The sequence below is a fragment of the Parasphingorhabdus sp. genome, assembly GCF_039982395.1.
GTDB lineage: Bacteria > Pseudomonadota > Alphaproteobacteria > Sphingomonadales > Sphingomonadaceae > Parasphingorhabdus.
On the sequence record NZ_JBDWYO010000001.1, the window covers coordinates 316,385 to 332,497 of the forward strand.

The 16,113-nt window shown below is 54.2% G+C and carries 13 protein-coding genes; 5 read left to right on the plus strand and 8 right to left on the minus strand.

From position 1 onward, the window contains the following. Positions 1 to 33: 33 nt before the first annotated feature. From ABJV08_RS01580 to ABJV08_RS01595, 4 genes are read right to left on the minus strand one after another with little or no spacing between them, the layout of a single operon-like run. Complete coding sequence (locus ABJV08_RS01580; RefSeq protein ID WP_348039126.1) at positions 34 to 996, minus strand: alpha/beta hydrolase; 963 nt, start codon at positions 994 to 996, stop codon at positions 34 to 36. After that, positions 993 to 2,261 carry an NtaA/DmoA family FMN-dependent monooxygenase gene (locus tag ABJV08_RS01585; RefSeq protein WP_348039125.1) on the minus strand — a complete coding sequence of 423 codons (1,269 nt, stop codon included), beginning with the start codon at positions 2,259 to 2,261 and terminating at the stop codon, positions 993 to 995. The genes ABJV08_RS01580 and ABJV08_RS01585 overlap by 4 nt, the downstream gene beginning before the upstream one ends. Beyond that, positions 2,258 to 3,097 carry an LLM class flavin-dependent oxidoreductase gene (locus tag ABJV08_RS01590; protein WP_348039124.1) on the minus strand — a complete coding sequence of 280 codons (840 nt, stop codon included), beginning with the start codon at positions 3,095 to 3,097 and terminating at the stop codon, positions 2,258 to 2,260. Before ABJV08_RS01590 ends, ABJV08_RS01585 begins: the two co-directional genes overlap by 4 nt. Beyond that, positions 3,094 to 4,389 carry a M24 family metallopeptidase gene (locus tag ABJV08_RS01595; protein WP_348039123.1) on the minus strand — a complete coding sequence of 432 codons (1,296 nt, stop codon included), beginning with the start codon at positions 4,387 to 4,389 and terminating at the stop codon, positions 3,094 to 3,096. The genes ABJV08_RS01590 and ABJV08_RS01595 overlap by 4 nt, the downstream gene beginning before the upstream one ends. A gap of 114 nt (positions 4,390 to 4,503) precedes the next feature. Between ABJV08_RS01595 and ABJV08_RS01600 the strand changes: the two genes are divergently transcribed. Then, positions 4,504 to 5,355, plus strand: a complete 852-nt coding sequence (locus ABJV08_RS01600; RefSeq protein ID WP_348039122.1) for an alpha/beta fold hydrolase — start codon at positions 4,504 to 4,506, stop codon at positions 5,353 to 5,355. A 22-nt stretch (positions 5,356 to 5,377) separates the two neighbouring features. Here the strand turns inward: ABJV08_RS01600 and ABJV08_RS01605 are convergent, their stop codons facing one another. The 4 genes from ABJV08_RS01605 to ABJV08_RS01620 form a co-directional block, all read right to left on the minus strand. After that, positions 5,378 to 6,724, minus strand: a complete 1,347-nt coding sequence (locus ABJV08_RS01605) for a cytosine permease (RefSeq protein ID WP_348039121.1) — start codon at positions 6,722 to 6,724, stop codon at positions 5,378 to 5,380. 114 nt (positions 6,725 to 6,838) lie between these two features. Continuing rightward, entirely contained in the window at positions 6,839 to 7,663 is an 825-nt protein-coding gene (locus ABJV08_RS01610) for a formylglycine-generating enzyme family protein (RefSeq protein WP_348039120.1), read from the minus strand. Next, the gene (locus ABJV08_RS01615; RefSeq protein ID WP_348039119.1) at positions 7,663 to 8,697 is read right to left on the minus strand and encodes a Gfo/Idh/MocA family oxidoreductase; all 1,035 of its coding nucleotides are present in this window, start codon (positions 8,695 to 8,697) and stop codon (positions 7,663 to 7,665) included. The genes ABJV08_RS01610 and ABJV08_RS01615 overlap by 1 nt, the downstream gene beginning before the upstream one ends. Next, the gene (locus ABJV08_RS01620) at positions 8,687 to 10,078 is read right to left on the minus strand and encodes an MFS transporter (protein ID WP_348039118.1); all 1,392 of its coding nucleotides are present in this window, start codon (positions 10,076 to 10,078) and stop codon (positions 8,687 to 8,689) included. The genes ABJV08_RS01615 and ABJV08_RS01620 overlap by 11 nt, the downstream gene beginning before the upstream one ends. 287 nt (positions 10,079 to 10,365) lie before the next feature. On the opposite strand from ABJV08_RS01620, the gene ABJV08_RS01625 reads away from it, so the two are divergent. The 4 genes from ABJV08_RS01625 to ABJV08_RS01640 all read left to right on the plus strand — a co-directional run bounded on the left by ABJV08_RS01625 (position 10,366) and on the right by ABJV08_RS01640 (position 16,104). Continuing rightward, positions 10,366 to 12,966 carry a TonB-dependent receptor gene (locus tag ABJV08_RS01625; RefSeq protein WP_348039117.1) on the plus strand — a complete coding sequence of 867 codons (2,601 nt, stop codon included), beginning with the start codon at positions 10,366 to 10,368 and terminating at the stop codon, positions 12,964 to 12,966. 165 nt (positions 12,967 to 13,131) lie between these two features. Continuing rightward, entirely contained in the window at positions 13,132 to 14,316 is a 1,185-nt protein-coding gene (locus ABJV08_RS01630; RefSeq protein ID WP_348039116.1) for a serine hydrolase, read from the plus strand. A gap of 38 nt (positions 14,317 to 14,354) precedes the next feature. Next, complete coding sequence (locus tag ABJV08_RS01635) at positions 14,355 to 15,116, plus strand: alpha/beta fold hydrolase (protein ID WP_348039115.1); 762 nt, start codon at positions 14,355 to 14,357, stop codon at positions 15,114 to 15,116. Beyond that, a complete protein-coding gene (locus ABJV08_RS01640) occupies positions 15,091 to 16,104 on the plus strand; it encodes a phosphotransferase (protein ID WP_348039114.1) in 1,014 nt (337 codons plus the stop codon). Before ABJV08_RS01635 ends, ABJV08_RS01640 begins: the two co-directional genes overlap by 26 nt. Positions 16,105 to 16,113: the final 9 nt, after the last annotated feature.

Here is a 16,113-nt window from a genome sequence, read left to right on the forward strand (position 1 = left end):
ATTTATGAGTAGCGGGGTTCGGCCTATACCCCGCTATTCCGCTTCCAATTCACGGTCCAAAAAGGCCGCAAGATCAGCGGTAAAGCGGTCCGGGTCTTCCCACATCGGGAAATGCCCCATATCCTTATACTCGATCAGTTCAACCGTTGTGTTGGTAAAGCGTTCAACAGATTTCTGCGCTGTTTGGGAAATCACGGTGTCATAAGAGCACCATTGCAAAAGCACCGGAACCCTAACCGTTTCGGCAATCGCGGCAACGTCGCTTGTCAGGAATAGCTTGGTATTGGAATCGATATAGGCCTTCTGCCGGGTCACTGCACCGGGCAAATTGTTCATATCGTACATTTGTTCGACCATCTCTGCCGTCGGTTCAAAGCTGTTCGGTGTCGTGTCTTCCAAGATCAATCGATACCATGAGCGCGCGTGCCACTCCGGAAAGAGATATTTGTGAAAGGGCATCATCGCCCGCAACCGCCAGTCAATCTCTCGGGTCTGGCTAGGCCGTTCGAGCGGCAGGACCGAGAATGCCATGACCGATGCGTTGCCCGGATATTGCCGGTTATACTCAAGCGCTACATTCGCCCCGTTGGACGTCGATACCAGTGAAAATTTATCGATTTCCAGTTTCTGCAACAACCCATTCATCAAATCGGCCGCGCGTGCCGTTGTATAGACCCCTTTAGGGTCCGGTCCGGAAAGGCCATAAGGGGGCCAGTCGAACCGGACCACACGAAAGCGGCCTTTCAGCCGCTCTGCAACTTCGTCCCACTCATGCAAATTCAAAATACTGCCATGCAAGAGAACGACCACCGGCCCTTCTCCTTCATCCCGATAATGAATCGGCACATTATCGATGGAAATAAATTGTGAAGGCTGCTGCGCCCATTTTTCTGTCACCTGCTCACGGTCAGTATTCCAAGCGCCTGCCCGCATGGAAAGCACCAGACCGCCAACAACCAGCAGAATGATTACAATAAACAAACCAAAACGTTTCATGCCGCGATTCCCATTGTATCGCGCAAGGTCGGCCCCGGATATTCGAGCCGCAAACGACCGGCCTTCTGCAACAATGGCACGACCTCATCGACAAAAATCTCAAGCTCGCCGGGCATATAGGCTGGCTGCAGCGTGAAGCCGTCACAAGCGCCTGAATCGATCCAGTCGATCATCCGGTCAGCCAGTTGCTGCGGGGTGCCACGGAAAACAGTGTGCCCGCGTGGGGTACGTACATGACCCGAGGCAAATTCGCCCAGTGCAATGCCGCTCGCTGCCGGCTTTTCCAGCATACGGGTAATATCTGCAGCCGGAAATTCTGTGCCAGCAATGATATCATTAAACGGGATCGGCGCCTTCGGGTCGTGGTCGCCCAACCAAAAGCCGATCGACTCCCCTAAATATTCAATGCACAAGGCCTCGTCTGCCAGATCGAGCACCGCTTCATCTTTGGCAATGGCTGCTTCTTCTGAATCCGCCAAAATGAATGACAGTCCGGGCATGATCTTGACGGCTTCCGGGTCACGGCCCGCGGCCGCAATGCGCGCGTGCATATCATTGCGGAAAGCGATGCCGTCTTCCTTGGTTGGAGCAGGGCAGAATATCGCTTCTGCGGTCGCCGCCGCAAAAGCGCGCCCATCCGGAGATTGTCCCGCCTGCACCAAGACCGGGCGACCTTGCGGCAACACCGGTCCGGGCATCGTGCCGTCCATCGTGATATGCTTGCCACGATACTGAACTGGCTCAGCATTGCCCTCCGAATCCGCGCTATCCCAAAGCTCGCAGGCCGCATTTACAAACTCATGAGCCCGGGCATAGCGGGAAGCCTTCTCCGGCATCTCGTCCTGCCCGAAATTCCATGCCGAGGCCGGATGGGCAGTTGTGACGATATTCCAGCCAGCCCGTCCCCCGGTCACCCGGTCCAATGTTGCGAAACGTTCCGCGACAGCTTGCGGTTCGAAATAGGTGGTCGACACCGTGGCGACCAAGCCAATATGATCAGTGACCGCTCCCATCGCTGCCAGAAGCACAATCGGATCGAGCGTCGGGATGGCCACTCGTTCCGGCGTGTGTCCGTTCGCACCGCGCGATTGCAATTGATCCCCGAACACAATGGAATCAAAACAACCGCGCTCGGCAAGCTGACCAATGGATTTGTAATAGTCCACATCGAAGACAGCTTCGGGCGTAGCGTCAGCATGGCGCCAGCCGCTTGGATAATGTCCGATGCCCTGCAGAAATGCCCACAAATGTATCTGTTTGGTCATGCGAATGCTCCTTCGGAAACCAGCTGTTCAGCCAACGGAAGGCAGAGCCTTTCGCGCAAAGTTGCCCCGGATTGCATGTCTTGCCTAAAACCAGAAACGGCTTCTGCAACGGCCGCAATCTTCGGGATATCCTGCCCTGGATCATCAATTTCCCAATGCACGCCAGCGATATCACCCGCTTCAAAACCGGCGACAAGCGCTGTCAGATCAGGATTGAGTCCCGCGCGGCGAAGACAGCCCGTGTTCGGCAGCGTGGCCTGCTGGGCATCGACAATCGCCAGATCGGTCCCGACGGCTTCAAAGGGCGAAGATGCATCGCACACCAGTAGAGGATGTCCCTGCAACGGACGGGCAGCGTTCAAAGGCCCGCGAACCTTGAAATGCGGTCCCTCGTAATTGCTCAAACGGACTTTGGACGCATCAAGATAGCGGCCGGTTTCCTTGTCGATGATCAACGCATCACTCGCCCAACCATCCCAAAGGCTTCGCGCTGCCAAAACCATATCCTCGGTTACCGCCTTGCTATGCGCCGACCCTGCAACCGGGTTCCAGGCGGAACGACCAGATGACAGAAAGTCGATTGCCGATAGCGAACGCGCTGCGTGAAAAGGATGCGAAACAGCAGTAGAGACGCATGGAACAAGTCCGATTTTTTCTGTCATTGGCGCGGCCCATGCAGCCACCACAATCGGATCAAAAGGCAAAGAATTGGGAGCCCCGAGAACGACCAAATCAATACCAGCGCGTTCGGCTGCGGCCAGCGCACTGCTCGCCCACGCAGGATCATTAAGCCCCGGCTGCGAGATTGTTGCGGATAAAATAAAATGTCTGTTCATATAACAATCACCGGTTCGTGTAAGGAATGAATGGGTTCGGCACCGTCGGCCGTGATCACCATCAGATCTTCGCAATGGGCGGAACCCCCGATGCCGGTATCGAGGACCGGGCAATCGACGCTTATGATCATGCCCGGCTCCAAAGTCAGATCCGGTTTGTGGTAAAAACCGCCGGCCAGTTCTCCCGGTTCATCGGTATGGGCAAGTCCGACGCTGTGCGGACTGAACCCGATGGTTGCACCAAAGCCCTTTTGCGTCACCGCTTTTTGACCCATGGTGACAATTTCCGAATAGCGGAGGCCCGGACGCAATTTTTCACGGATCGCTGACCAACCAAATGCCGCCGCCTCTGCGGCCTGGCGCGCGGCTGCGGCGGGTTCTCCCACGAAAATAGTGCGGGCATAGTCGCCATGATAGTTCATGAAGTGGCTCACCCCATCGAGAAAAAGGGACTGCCCGTCTTTTATGGCCTCCTGCGACAGATCCGAGGAGACGCGGTCGACGTTTAAGAATACCGCCTTATTGCCCCGGGATGCGGTCTCAGCAAGATACAGACTCTGCAAATCCCTGTGCGTGGCGCCGGCTCGGACTGCCGCGCCAACGGCATTCAAAGCAAGCACATTGGCTTGCGCCGCCCGGCGCATCAGGGCAATTTCAAGAGGAGATTTTATCAACCGGATTTCTCGGAGAATATTGTCCGCCAATATCAAATCGCCCGGCATATCATGCCGCTCGGCGACCTCTTGAATGACCGGATCATCAAAGCCGATACGCCCTTGCCACAAACCCATGTCCTGCATCGCCTGAACGAGCGCCGCGCCGCTATCCATGAAGCTTTGACGTTGCGCCAATCGCTCGTCCAGCGCAGCGCGTCGATGGCTCTCAAGAGAACTTAGCGGCTCCGCTTTCTGATCTGGACAAAATTCAAATCTCGGCGCGGGGCCAAAATCGCTCTCATCCCCCAGACCATTATATAACCAAGTCTGAACATCATCCCGGTTCCGTCCATCGGACCATGTATAGAAATACAGGAAACTGCTTGTAACGAGGCCAAGTTCCTCAATGTCTCTGCGCGTAATCAAAGCAAAAGTACCGGGCGGTTGTCCTGTCCGCGTGCGCGCTATCTGTGGCCAATGGCCGGTGGCGTGGAAGACATTTTCCGGAGCACCGACGATCAGTCCGTCCAATCCGTGCCTGTCCATCACCGCCAAAGCCCGCTCCCAATTCATTGGACCACGGCTTTCAAGCGCGCGAAGCAAAGTCGCATCATCAGTGGGTGCTGAAATAAGCATGCGCTAACCTCGCACCCACAGGCAGCTGCGCGCAGTTTGTCTCGCCGCTATCCGCCTGTTGGATAGGATTTGCGTAGATTGATTACGGTCCGTCGAACACCCTAGCGTGCTGCCATGACAGACCAAAAAATCAATCGTGCGTTCGTCAGTCTTGATGAAGGCCAGATGCATTTGCGCAAGCTCGAAGGGGATGAAAACACCATCCCAATAATTTTGCTCCATGCCTCACCCGCATCATCATGGTTCATGCAGACGATGATGCAGGAATTGGCTGCCGCCGGTTTTCGCGGCTCGATTTTGGCTCCGGATACTCTGGGCAACGGAGACTCTGATGTGCCGTCAGAAGAAGAACCGGACATCGCCTATTTCGCAGACTCCCTAAATCGGATGATGACGGAACTTGGTATTGAGAAAGCCCATTTATATGGGACCCATACCGGTGCCCGCATAGCCTGCGAATTTGGCATAGTTTTCCCCGAAAAGACAAGCACCGTCACTCTTGACGGGATTACGGAATATGAAGATGATTTGCGGGAACAGATTCTCGCCAATTACGCGCCGAAGGTAGAGCCGGACGAATATGGCCGCCATTTGATCTGGGCGTTTAACTTCTGCCGGGATCAAGCACTCTATTTCCCCCATTTTCAAAAGGCCCCGCAAAACCGGTTGTCCGTCCCCATGCCACCGCCGGAAATTCTGCACCGCATTACGCTTGATGTGCTCAAATCACTGGATAGCTATTCGAAGCCCTATCTGGCGGCTTTCAACTATCGCGCATTCGATAGGATGCCGCAACTGGACGCCCCCACACTGTTGCTGAAACCAGAAGGGGAGCTGGCCAAATTGAACGCGGCCGTCGAAACCGCTCTAAAGCTACTCCCGCATGGTCAAGCTGCTAGCATCGCTCCCGAGCCAGGTCAGAAAGCATCGACCATCGCCGCTTTTTTACAAAAACATATGCGATAGAAAAACAATCTGCGCGCAAATATTAGACGCTAGAATATCCAACTTTCTTGCCCAACAGCGCAGAAATGCCGCAAATCGCAGCGTAGCAACCCATAGACACCAGCAACCCGAACAGAGACGGGATGAGCGCTTCAGGCAAGGTGAGAAGTTCCTTCAAATGAGCATATGCGAAAAAAGCGCCTGCCAGATAGGATGCTATCGCAACCCAATTCCATTTGTGCAATTTCGGTAAATCCTCGGCATCATATTTGCCTTTGTGAACCAGATAATAGTCGACGATCAACGGTCCCACCAGCGGCGGTACCAGTGCTGCGAGCAGATTGATCCAGTCGAGAAAATATTGATACAGGCCCAAACCTAGGACTGTGCCCAGCAAGCCCCAGATCACAACCATCACCCGCTTGGGCCGCCGCATCACCGCAGCCGTCTGGATAGCAGGCAGATAGAGATTGGCATTGCCGGTCGTCCACAAAGCCAGGCTCATGCCCAATATGCCGAGACCGGCAACGATCATGCCCTGATTGAGCAGATAGGTCGTAAAATCGGGAGAACCGGAAACGACAGAACCCATCGCACCAACGATCTGCAGAAACCATTGAGCGACAATCATAACGATGAATGGAATGGCAATCGCGACCCAAGCCTTTTTGGCGAAGCGCGCATATTCAGCCATCACCACAGCTCCGACAACCCAGGACCCGACAACCAGATTGACCGCTGCTGGAAAAGACATGGGAGTCTTGGCGGCGGTTTCTTGAGACAGGGCAAGAAAGGCAGACGCACCGCCCGCATTCCCGACATTGAGATAGATCGCATATAGTCCGACCAGCACAAGCACGACCACCGAAGGAACACTGACTTTCTCTATCCCTTTAACTCCGAAATAGGCAGTTGCGGTAAACAGCAGGCCGCCAAAAATGGCGACAGCATAAAACAAAGGGCTATCGAAGCTCTGGGCAAAGGTGAAACCGAATGCACCCACGATAATCGCTTGCCACCCGGTCAGCAGCATCGCCACAAACACCACAGGCAGATAGACTCCTCCGCGCCCGTAAACAAACTGATAGAGCAGGCCCGAGTTGCAGGCCGTTTTATAGGCGATATACGCGACCAGCGCGCCAATCACGAAATTGATCAAGTTGCCGACAAATGTCGCAAGAATGAAATCAGGCCAAAAGGAAAGGCCAGACCCGATCTGGCCGCCGGCAATCAAGCCGGTGATCAGAAAGCCCCAGCCAAAGGCCAAAGCCAGCATAGGCATCGTATCTTGCCGCTGATCAGGGGTTACCGGCGCAAAAGGATTATCCGCAGATTGCGTTTCCATCGCTTCATCGAGCGTCCACCATTTTTTCAGATCGAATTTCATCATCACCCCCTGTTTGCGATCATAGATCGACGAACAAAGGAGACCATGTTTCTGAGGCACCGACCTTTCCCATAATCCAGTTTGCTCGCGCTGCGGATAGTTTCTAAACAGCGCCGATCAAGGTTGCGGCAGATCGCGCGCAATTCTGAAACCCAAGTGATCATTGCGCGCTTTTGGCGGATCACCGATCCGTTGGGCCACCCGGACGCTCCACCCTTGCAGGCTCCAGCCGCCGCCGCGCACGTTGCGCAACTTGCAGTCTCCAGTCATCCATGCCGAACCGTCGGTCGGCGCATCGACATAATCGTCATGATGGCAATCCTGCACCCATTGGGCGGTGTTTGCTGTCATATCGTAGAGACCGAACCGGTTCGGCGGATAGCTGCCGACCGGTGTTGTGCGGTCTAGATTATGGCCATAATTTGCTTTGTCCGGGTCAATAGCATTGCCAAACGGGTACCAGCTATCGGTCCCGCCACGGCCAGCATATTCCCATTCAGCCTCGCTCAGCAAACGATAAGTTTCGCCTGTTTTTCCTCGAATCCAAGCCACATAGGATAGGGCGTCGGCAAAGTTGACATTGATGACTGGCCTGCGACCCCGGCCCCATCCTTCATCGGACGGTACATAGCCGTTGCAACCACCATCGGCGACGCAGGCATCCCACTGATCGAAAGTGACCGAATAGCGCCCTACCGCTAAATAATAGCCGATGGTGACTGGATGGCGCGGCGATTCCATCTTGTCGAACATCTCCATCACGCCGAGCGTGTCTCGTTCTTCCTGGGAAGAACCCATGACGAATTCTCCCGGCGGGATGACCACCATTTCAGGGCATTGTTTGCAGTCGGTGAAAGCCGCACCTGCCCGCACAGGTGAAAATCTTGGTTGTTCCCGAGGGGGTTCCGCTGCAGCTGAAGCGGCAAACAGCAACAAGGACATTAATTCTTCTCCCCAAATTTTGGGTTTATGGCGCCGCCGCTGTTCCGCAATGCTTGTTCTCGCACAAGATCAATCAATTCAATCAGACGTGCTGCATCTTCACCGGTCGGACAATGGTGCTGTTCGCCGTGGACAGCCTTTGCAAATTCCGAGAGCTGAGCGCCAAAATAGTGGGACAGATCGCGCCCACCCATCTTGTTGCGGTCGGACAATATATCTGCGGCCGGTTCGACCAGCACATCACCATTCCATCGCAATATTTCACCATCTTCAATCTCGGCCACGCCCTTGTCGAAAAACAGCGTCTTCCGGTCATGCACATGGGGCTGGTTGTAAGAGATATGGATGCTGACCATCTTGCGGTCCGGATAGGCGAGCAGCATCATGGCCTCATCTTCGGCCTGCCAGCCTGACTGGTGCCGCGCCGCTTCTGCGTGGACGCGCAAAGGGTCTTCTTTGCCCATGACCAGTTGGACAAAGTCAAGCGCATGAGGCGCAAATAGCGACAATATCAGACCTTCCACAGGACTGCGATCTGCCCACCATGGAGCTTGTGGTCCATCCCAGAAAACGCATTGACTGACTTCTACGGACATCAATTTCCCGAAGGTCGGCAGATGCTCCATCAACGACTGAACCGCTGGTCCGTGCCGGAATGTATGGCCAGCAGCCAGCACCAATTCCACCGCCTCGGCCGCCTTGGCCAGAGCCAATGCCTGCGCCCCGGTTTCGGCAATCGGCTTTTCTACCAGTGCATGTTTGCCAGCATCAATGGCTGACATCGCCTGCTCGAAATGCAGAGCGTTGGGGCTGGCAATCAGAACAGCCTCGACGTCCGGCAGGCGCAAGGCTTCCGTCATAGTCAAAAAGGACTTGGCACCGAATGGCTCGGCCGCTGCCTGCGCTGCTTGCAAGTCCGGATCGACGGTCGCGATTAGTCGGAACAATGGGTTACAATCCGCAAGCGCCGAAAGATGGGCCGCGCTGATCCTGCCGCAACCGACCAGGGCCAATCCAATGGGCTCAGACGTCATCCGTCACTCCGTCAGCACCTTCGATGATCTGCTCATCATCCGGCAAGAACATCCAGATCAAGAGGGCAGCGACCAATTTGGCGACACCGGGGAGATATGCATAAGATAGCACGATGCCTTGAATGGCCTCCGCGCTCTGGGCGATGCCTTGCTTCGCTGATTCCGTATCGAATCCTGTATAAGACAATATGCCGCCAACCACCAATGTACCGCCCGCTGCTATGCCGGCCTTTTCAATGATTGACCAAACCGCCGAATAGGCACCAGCCCTGTTTTCCCCTCGTTCCTCGCGAGACCGTGCAATCGCATCCGAAAGCAGGGATAATATTATGAGGCCCCACCCTGAGTTGAACAGGGCGAGCAGCCCCACCATGATATAGGCAAAATAAACCGGACTATCCGCGAACATGCCGAAGCAAATGAGAGTCAGTCCGTGACAAGTTGCGGCAAAAATATAAGTCCGTTTCTTGCCAAGCCACTTTGCCACATAGACCCATGTTGGTGCTCCCACCATAACCACAATGGCCATGATTGTAGACAATATGCCAATCTGGACGAAGGCGTCATTGCGCTCCATCGCGAAGGTCACGAAGAAGGCAAAGCTGGCATAGGAGATACCCGCAGCAACGGTCATGATGATGGCGGATAGGCATAATATAACAAACCGGCGGTCAGAAAAAACCTTGAGCAATTCTTTCAGTTCCAGCGGCCGGGCGCTGTTCTTCCGGTCAGGAATCTTGCCTGCGCTATGCCATGCTATCAACAAAGCCGCGGAACAGATCAAACCGATGACCCCGATAGACCATATATAGGCTGACCGCCCGCCCCCCAAGAAATGGATCAACACCGGGGTGCCGGCCGAACCCAGCAATATACCCACGCCGGTGAAGCCATGTTTCCATGCCATCAATTCTGTCCGCTCCGCCGGACTATCGGTCATTTCCGCAAATTGCGCCAGATAGGGCACCGAGAATGTGGAGAAAACCGCCATGTAGAAACTGAAGCTGATAAACACCCATGCGAGTTGCAGAAACTGCGACCCTTCGGGTACGGTAAACGCGCCCAGCATCGCAAAAGGAGCCGTTACCGCGCCAACCAACAACCAGCGCCGGCGAGCGAATCGCGCTGCATAGCGATCCGAAACCAGACCGACGGTGAGATCAAATCCTGCACCGAATAGAACTTTCGGTATAAAGATAACCGCCCCCGCCAAAGCCGGCTCAATCCCCAATATGCTCGTCAGATAGAACAGCAATAAAAGCGAAGGAGCATCCCGGAACAATTGCCCGGCGATCTGGCCAATGCCAAAGCCAGCCTTGGTCTGTACTGCCAAGCCCGAGCGCTGCGAAAGTTCGACTTTTTTCGATTGAAAAACCTTCATCTCACCCTGCCCTTGGCGTCAGTTCCCACAAGAAAATTTACATCCAACATGCACACTCTGGACAATTCAAATGCAAGAAGCCGCCGATCGAGGCCAATTGACCGCGTGGTGGATATTGAGTGAAACGAGATTGTAACAATGCGCCTCTCGCAGGACAAACGGTATCGAGTTGAGGTCAGGGAGATCCGACTTGGATAGCGGGGGTGGAATAAAATCCGCGTAATCGCTCAGAGATTAAATCCAACAAGGTCCCATCGAAGGGCCGGACAATATCGGGAAGGTTTCAAATGAAGAAATATCTTACAATGACAAAAAGGGTCAATTGCTCACTCGCAGCAATTGCCGTTGCAACAACCAGTCTGGCACTGCCAAGCGGCGCTGCGCTAGCCCAAGAAACAGAGTCTGCAGCGGACGACAATTCAGGCGTTATCGTAGTTACCGCTCGTAAGCGCGAAGAAGACCTGTTGAAGACGCCGATCGCAATTACGGCGTTCACCGCGGATGCCATCGAGGCAAAGGGGATTACATCGATCAATGATCTGGTCGAGAATACACCAGGTATCAACGTTTCGAACGTCAGTTCTGGCCGGAATGACCGTTCATTCCAGCAGATTTCCTTGCGTGGCTTCACGCCGTCGACCGCTACATCGACATTGACGGCAACCTTTATCAACGGCGTCCCGGTTTCATCGGCTACCGCTGTTAACGCAGTCGTCGATCCAGCGCGGATTGAAATATTGAAAGGCCCTCAGTCGGCCTATTTCGGGCGTAACACATTCGCCGGTGCTGTGAATGTTGTAACTCGGGCGCCAGCAGACACGTTCGGCGGTTCGATCAAAGCATCCGGCGGATCGCGGAGCAGTTATGATTTGGCTCTTTCGCTGGAAGGCCCGATCATCGAAGACGTTTTGAGTTTTCGTGCCACCGGCCGCGCTTGGGGTACCGATGGATCCTATGACAACGCTGCCAATCCAGGCCAGACTCTGGGCGACCGGCAAACTCGCACCGGTACACTTCAACTGGAATTCACACCGACGGACAGTTTGAAAATCAGCGGCTTTGGTCTTTACTCGGAAGACAAGGATGGTCCATCCGCACAAGGCTTGCTTTCTGCATATGAAGTACGTTCCAACAACGGAGCGTTGAATATTCCGTTCAACTCTGGAAACAGTGCCGGCAATATCCTCATACCAAGCCTTTCCAACTGTAACCTAGTTGGCTTAGCGGCTGGCATTGCCGCTACCGAAGCCGCCGTAACGCGCCCTTATATTTGTGGTGCAGCACCGGCTCTTCCTAGCGGCTTCAGTCCTGCGCAAAACACCACCGAGGATTCTTTGCTCGCTGGGATTTTGAACAATTATGATCAGCGGATCACCTCGCCAAGCACCGGTGTCCAAGGCTATGGTCTAGTAAGAAGATATTATCATCTCAACCTGACGATGGACTATGAGGTCGGCGATACCGGCATCACGCTTTCGTCTCTAACCGGCTATAACAACGAGATTTATAGCCAGTTGGCTGATCTGGACAATTTTGACAGTGATTCGATCGTCAATGGTGCGGCTGCATTCATTCCAGGTGCAAGAACGACTTATTCTTTCCCATTCCTGGTCGAACGGGCTAACCGCGATTTCTCTCAGGAACTCCGTGCATCCTATGACGATGGTGGTGCTTTGCAGGCCATGATCGGCGTAAGCTATCTGAATGCTCGCACGGAGAACGATCTAGTAAGCGTGTTTGCCGAAGAACAGTTCCGGGCACCGCGCAGCACCGGTAGCCTTGGCCCTCCAGGTAAAGCTATCACCAAGAGCATCTTCGCCAGCGCAAGCTACGAAGTTATCGAAGGCCTGAAGATCAGTGCAGAAGGTCGTTACCAGCAAGACAAGATTTTTGCTTTTGCTGGCGGACGAGGCCTAACGATATCGCCAACCAATCTATTCGGATTGCCCGGCGGCACTTTTGGTCCGAGGGAACAGTTCTTCTCGAAGAAATATAACAATTTCCAACCTCGGGTAATCGTCAATTACGATATCACACCTGACCTGATGATCTATGCATCATGGGCCAAGGCTGCGAATGTCAGCATCAGCTCTTTCAACACGAGCTTCCTCAGCGGCAGCGCCGGCGAAGTTGCTGCGGCTGCGTCGATCGGTCTTCAGGTTGTGACAGAACCGGAGAAACTGACCAACTACGAGGCCGGTTTGAAAGGATCGTTCCTGGACGGTGCTGTAAGGGCTTCCTTTGCGGTCTACAAAGCCGACTGGACCAACCAGTATAACAACCGGTCCACTGTGTTTAACGACACATCTGTAAACCCACCGGTTCCATCGATCATCAGCGGAGTTGCAAACTCGGGTGATGTAAATCTGTGGGGTGCAGAGCTAGACATGCTGATTAATCCGGTAGAGGGCGTGACCATCACGGCCGCTGGATCAATCAACGACAGCTCTGTTCAGACCTTCTCCGACCCATCAATCTCTCGTGTTACGGGCATTATTGACGGTGGCTTCAACGGAAACCAACTGCCTCTGACGTCCAAATATTCAGGAACATTGGGTGTCGAATTTTATGGCGACATTGAAAACTGGGAAGATGCCGGTTGGTACATTCGGACAAACCTGAACTACAAATCGAAACAATTTGTGGATGCAGCAAATCTGACTTGGATCAAGGGGCGGTCTGTTGTGAATGGCCGGATTGGTTTCACCAAAGGCGACCTGTCGCTGGAAGTGTTCGCCAACAACCTGCTGAACAACAAGCAATATACCTCTATTGCCCAGAACGTTATTTTGACGCCTGACTTCTCTTTGACGGGTGCCAATGGCTATTTGAATGTTGGGCTTCCTGAGAAACGGACCATCGGTATCAAAGCCGGTCTGAAATTCTAAGCTTAAAACCAAGCTAGACAGCAGGGGCGGCGCGTTTGTGCCGCCCCTTTTTTATGCCTGATCGCTACCCGCCAGTCGGTTAATGATCAGTCCAGAATATCAAATGATATTGGACGCCTCCATGTTAAGGTCGAAGGCTACCCATCAACAAGGCGACAGATCCCTATGCGTAAAATCACCGCTCTACTTGCTGTTTGTCTAGCCAGTTCCGCCACGGCTCAAGAGCCCAGACCTTCTTGGCCAAGCGAAGATCAGATTAAGATGGTCGATGAACGGCTCGCAAGCTTTCCAATTCAAACCTCGGTCAAAGACGTCGACTGGTACAAGCCACAAGAAGCGGTGGCCGGCAGCAATGCAAAAAAACTCCAGCCAACCAGCAAACCCAAAATTAGCGCCGCAGCCATCGAAAAAGCCATTGCCCTGGCAGAGCGTGAAAAAAGCTATGCCCTGCTCGCGTGGAAAGACGGCGAACTCCAATTGGAGAAATACTGGGACGATTTTGATCAAAGTTCGCGCTACGTCACGGCTTCGATGGCCAAGACTGTTGTTGCACTCGCAGTCGGAACAGCAGTGGCCGAGGGGCACATCCGCAGCGTGGATGATCCCATTTCCGACTATATTTCTACAATGAAAAACACAAGACGCGGTTCCATGCCGATCCGCGCCTTTCTCGAAATGGCGAGCGGTATGCAAACGCCCGGCGGCAAGCGCACCACCGATGGTGCCTATTGGCAATATAGTCTCGGAGACGACATTGGCGAAGCAACTGCCCGCTGGCCTGACGATTGCGTTCCCTTGAAAGAGTTTTGCTACGCCAATGGCAGCACAGCGATGCTGGGTTGGGCCATAGAAGGCGCGACTGGCATGCGCTATGCGGAATGGCTGTCACGGACGATCTGGCAACCGATCGGAGCATCGGATGCCACGTTGTGGCTCGATCGCGAAAGTGGCTCTCCACGCTATTCCTGCTGCCTGATGGCCAATGCTCAAGACTGGTTGCGCGTCGGAATGCTGGTTCTCAAAAACGGCAAGGTTGGCAAAGATCAGCTTGTACCGGACAACTGGATAAAGCAGATGACGGCCCCGTCGCCAGCAAATCCCAACTATGGCTGGCAGGTCTGGCGCGGCAGCCCGCATGCTCCAAAGCGCGGCTATGGCAAAGGCATCAACGCGGCCGTACCTGCCGCCGAACCATTTGCTCGTGAGGACGTCTATTATCTCGACGGGTCGGCCGGTCAGCGGCTCTACATCATTCCATCGGAAAATCTGCTCATCGTACGGATTGGCACGCCAAGCTTTACCTGGGATGATTCCGCCTTGCCCAATATTATTCTGGCAGGAATCGACTGAAAGTTTCGCGCGCCTATACCCAATGCCGATATGGGCAAATGCACTACCGGTTCGCCGGGCCGGACAAACCGGCCAAGCCGGCACTGGTGTTGTTGCATCAAAATCCGTCATCGTCTTTTGAATATGAGCAGCTGATGGCTGCTGTCGCTACCGACCGACAGGTATATGCCTTTGATACACCAGGCTATGGCATGTCCGATGCACCGCCCGAACCACTCCATATGACGGGATATGCCGCGAGCTTTTCGGATGCGATTGACGCCTTGACAATCGATGGTCCTATCGATGTCTACGGCTTTCACACCGGTGCACTTCTGGCCATTGAGCTGGCGTTGCTGCGCAGCGACAAAATCGGCCGGATGGCCCTGACCGGAATTCCGATGTACCCGCCCGAGAAGCGGGCAGAGCTGCTAGCACAGGCAAAAGACGGGCCGGCTCCGGATGAGAAGGGAGAGGCGACCCTGTCCCTGCTCTCGCGCTTGTGGGATTATATTGTTGTACAGCGTGATCCCCGCGCGCCGTTTGATCGCGCAATGCGTTCTTTTGCCGACAAGGCAATGGTATTGGATCGTGCCAGCTGGGCCTATCAGGGCGTCTGGTCCTATGACTATGCTCGATTAAGCGCGCTCAAGCTTCCTACCCTTTTGCTGCAACCCGATGAACAACTGAGAGACGCCTCTCTGGCGGCAGCAAAATTGATAACCAATATCAAGGTCCGTGAACTTCCGGACCTGGATCGAGACATTTTTGAATTCGCACAGGAAAGAATAGCCAATGAACTACACAACTTCTTCGATTAGCAGTGACCTTCCGGTTGCGCAGATTTCCCATTCGGTGATCCATCCTGATTTTATCGCGCAAGAGGTGGCCGCGCGCTATCCGGTTTCGGGAAAGGTCGAGGCGTGGCTGCTCTACCGCGGCATGAATGACGTTTATCTGGTTCAGGATGCCAAGACAAAATACGCCTTGCGTGTCTGGCGCAAGACATATCGCGATGTCGATGATGTCGCCTATGAACTAGACTTTCTTGCCTTTCTAAAGGATCGCGAATTCCCGGCATCGGTTGCCGTGCCACAGCATGACGGGGCCCTATATTTCAAAGCATCGTCTCCCGAAGGTGACCGGGCATTGGCGCTATATGACTGGGCACCGGGCAAGAAATTCGGTGAAATGTTGAGCGAAGACACCGCTGCCAGCATCGGCGCAAAATTCGCCAAGATGCACCTGCTTGGCATCGAACATGCCGGAGCGGACCACAAGTTCACGACCGACACAGCCTGTGATTACAATATCTGTCTGCCGGCTCTCCTCGATTTTGTTTACGACCGGCCGGACGATCTGCGGGACTATCCTATCATTGCATCCGCACTCGACAAGAGGCTGCAGGAACTTGCTGACGCCGGCGTCCCGATGGGTATCTGTCATCGCGATTTTCATCCCAGCAATGTGCATGTCGATGATCAAGGGATCATTACATTCCTGGATTTCGATGCGGCCGGAGAAGATTTCCTGATGCAGGACGTAAAAAATTACGTCTGGGGCAATCTGTTCTATGATTTCTCACCCGCTTATGGCGAAGCGTTCGAGGCCGGATATCAATCGGTCCGTCCGTTCACTCCGTTAGAGATTGAAAATGGTGAATTGTTCATGATGGCCAAAGCCTTCCGGCTTGTTGCCGGTATGGCGCATAGCTCGGTATCGGTCGGACGAGGTACATTGCGCTTCCGCAATCTTGACTGGCTCGGGGACTATATCAAAACGCGCGCGCGCGATGCAGGCCTCCTGTGACCGTCGGCG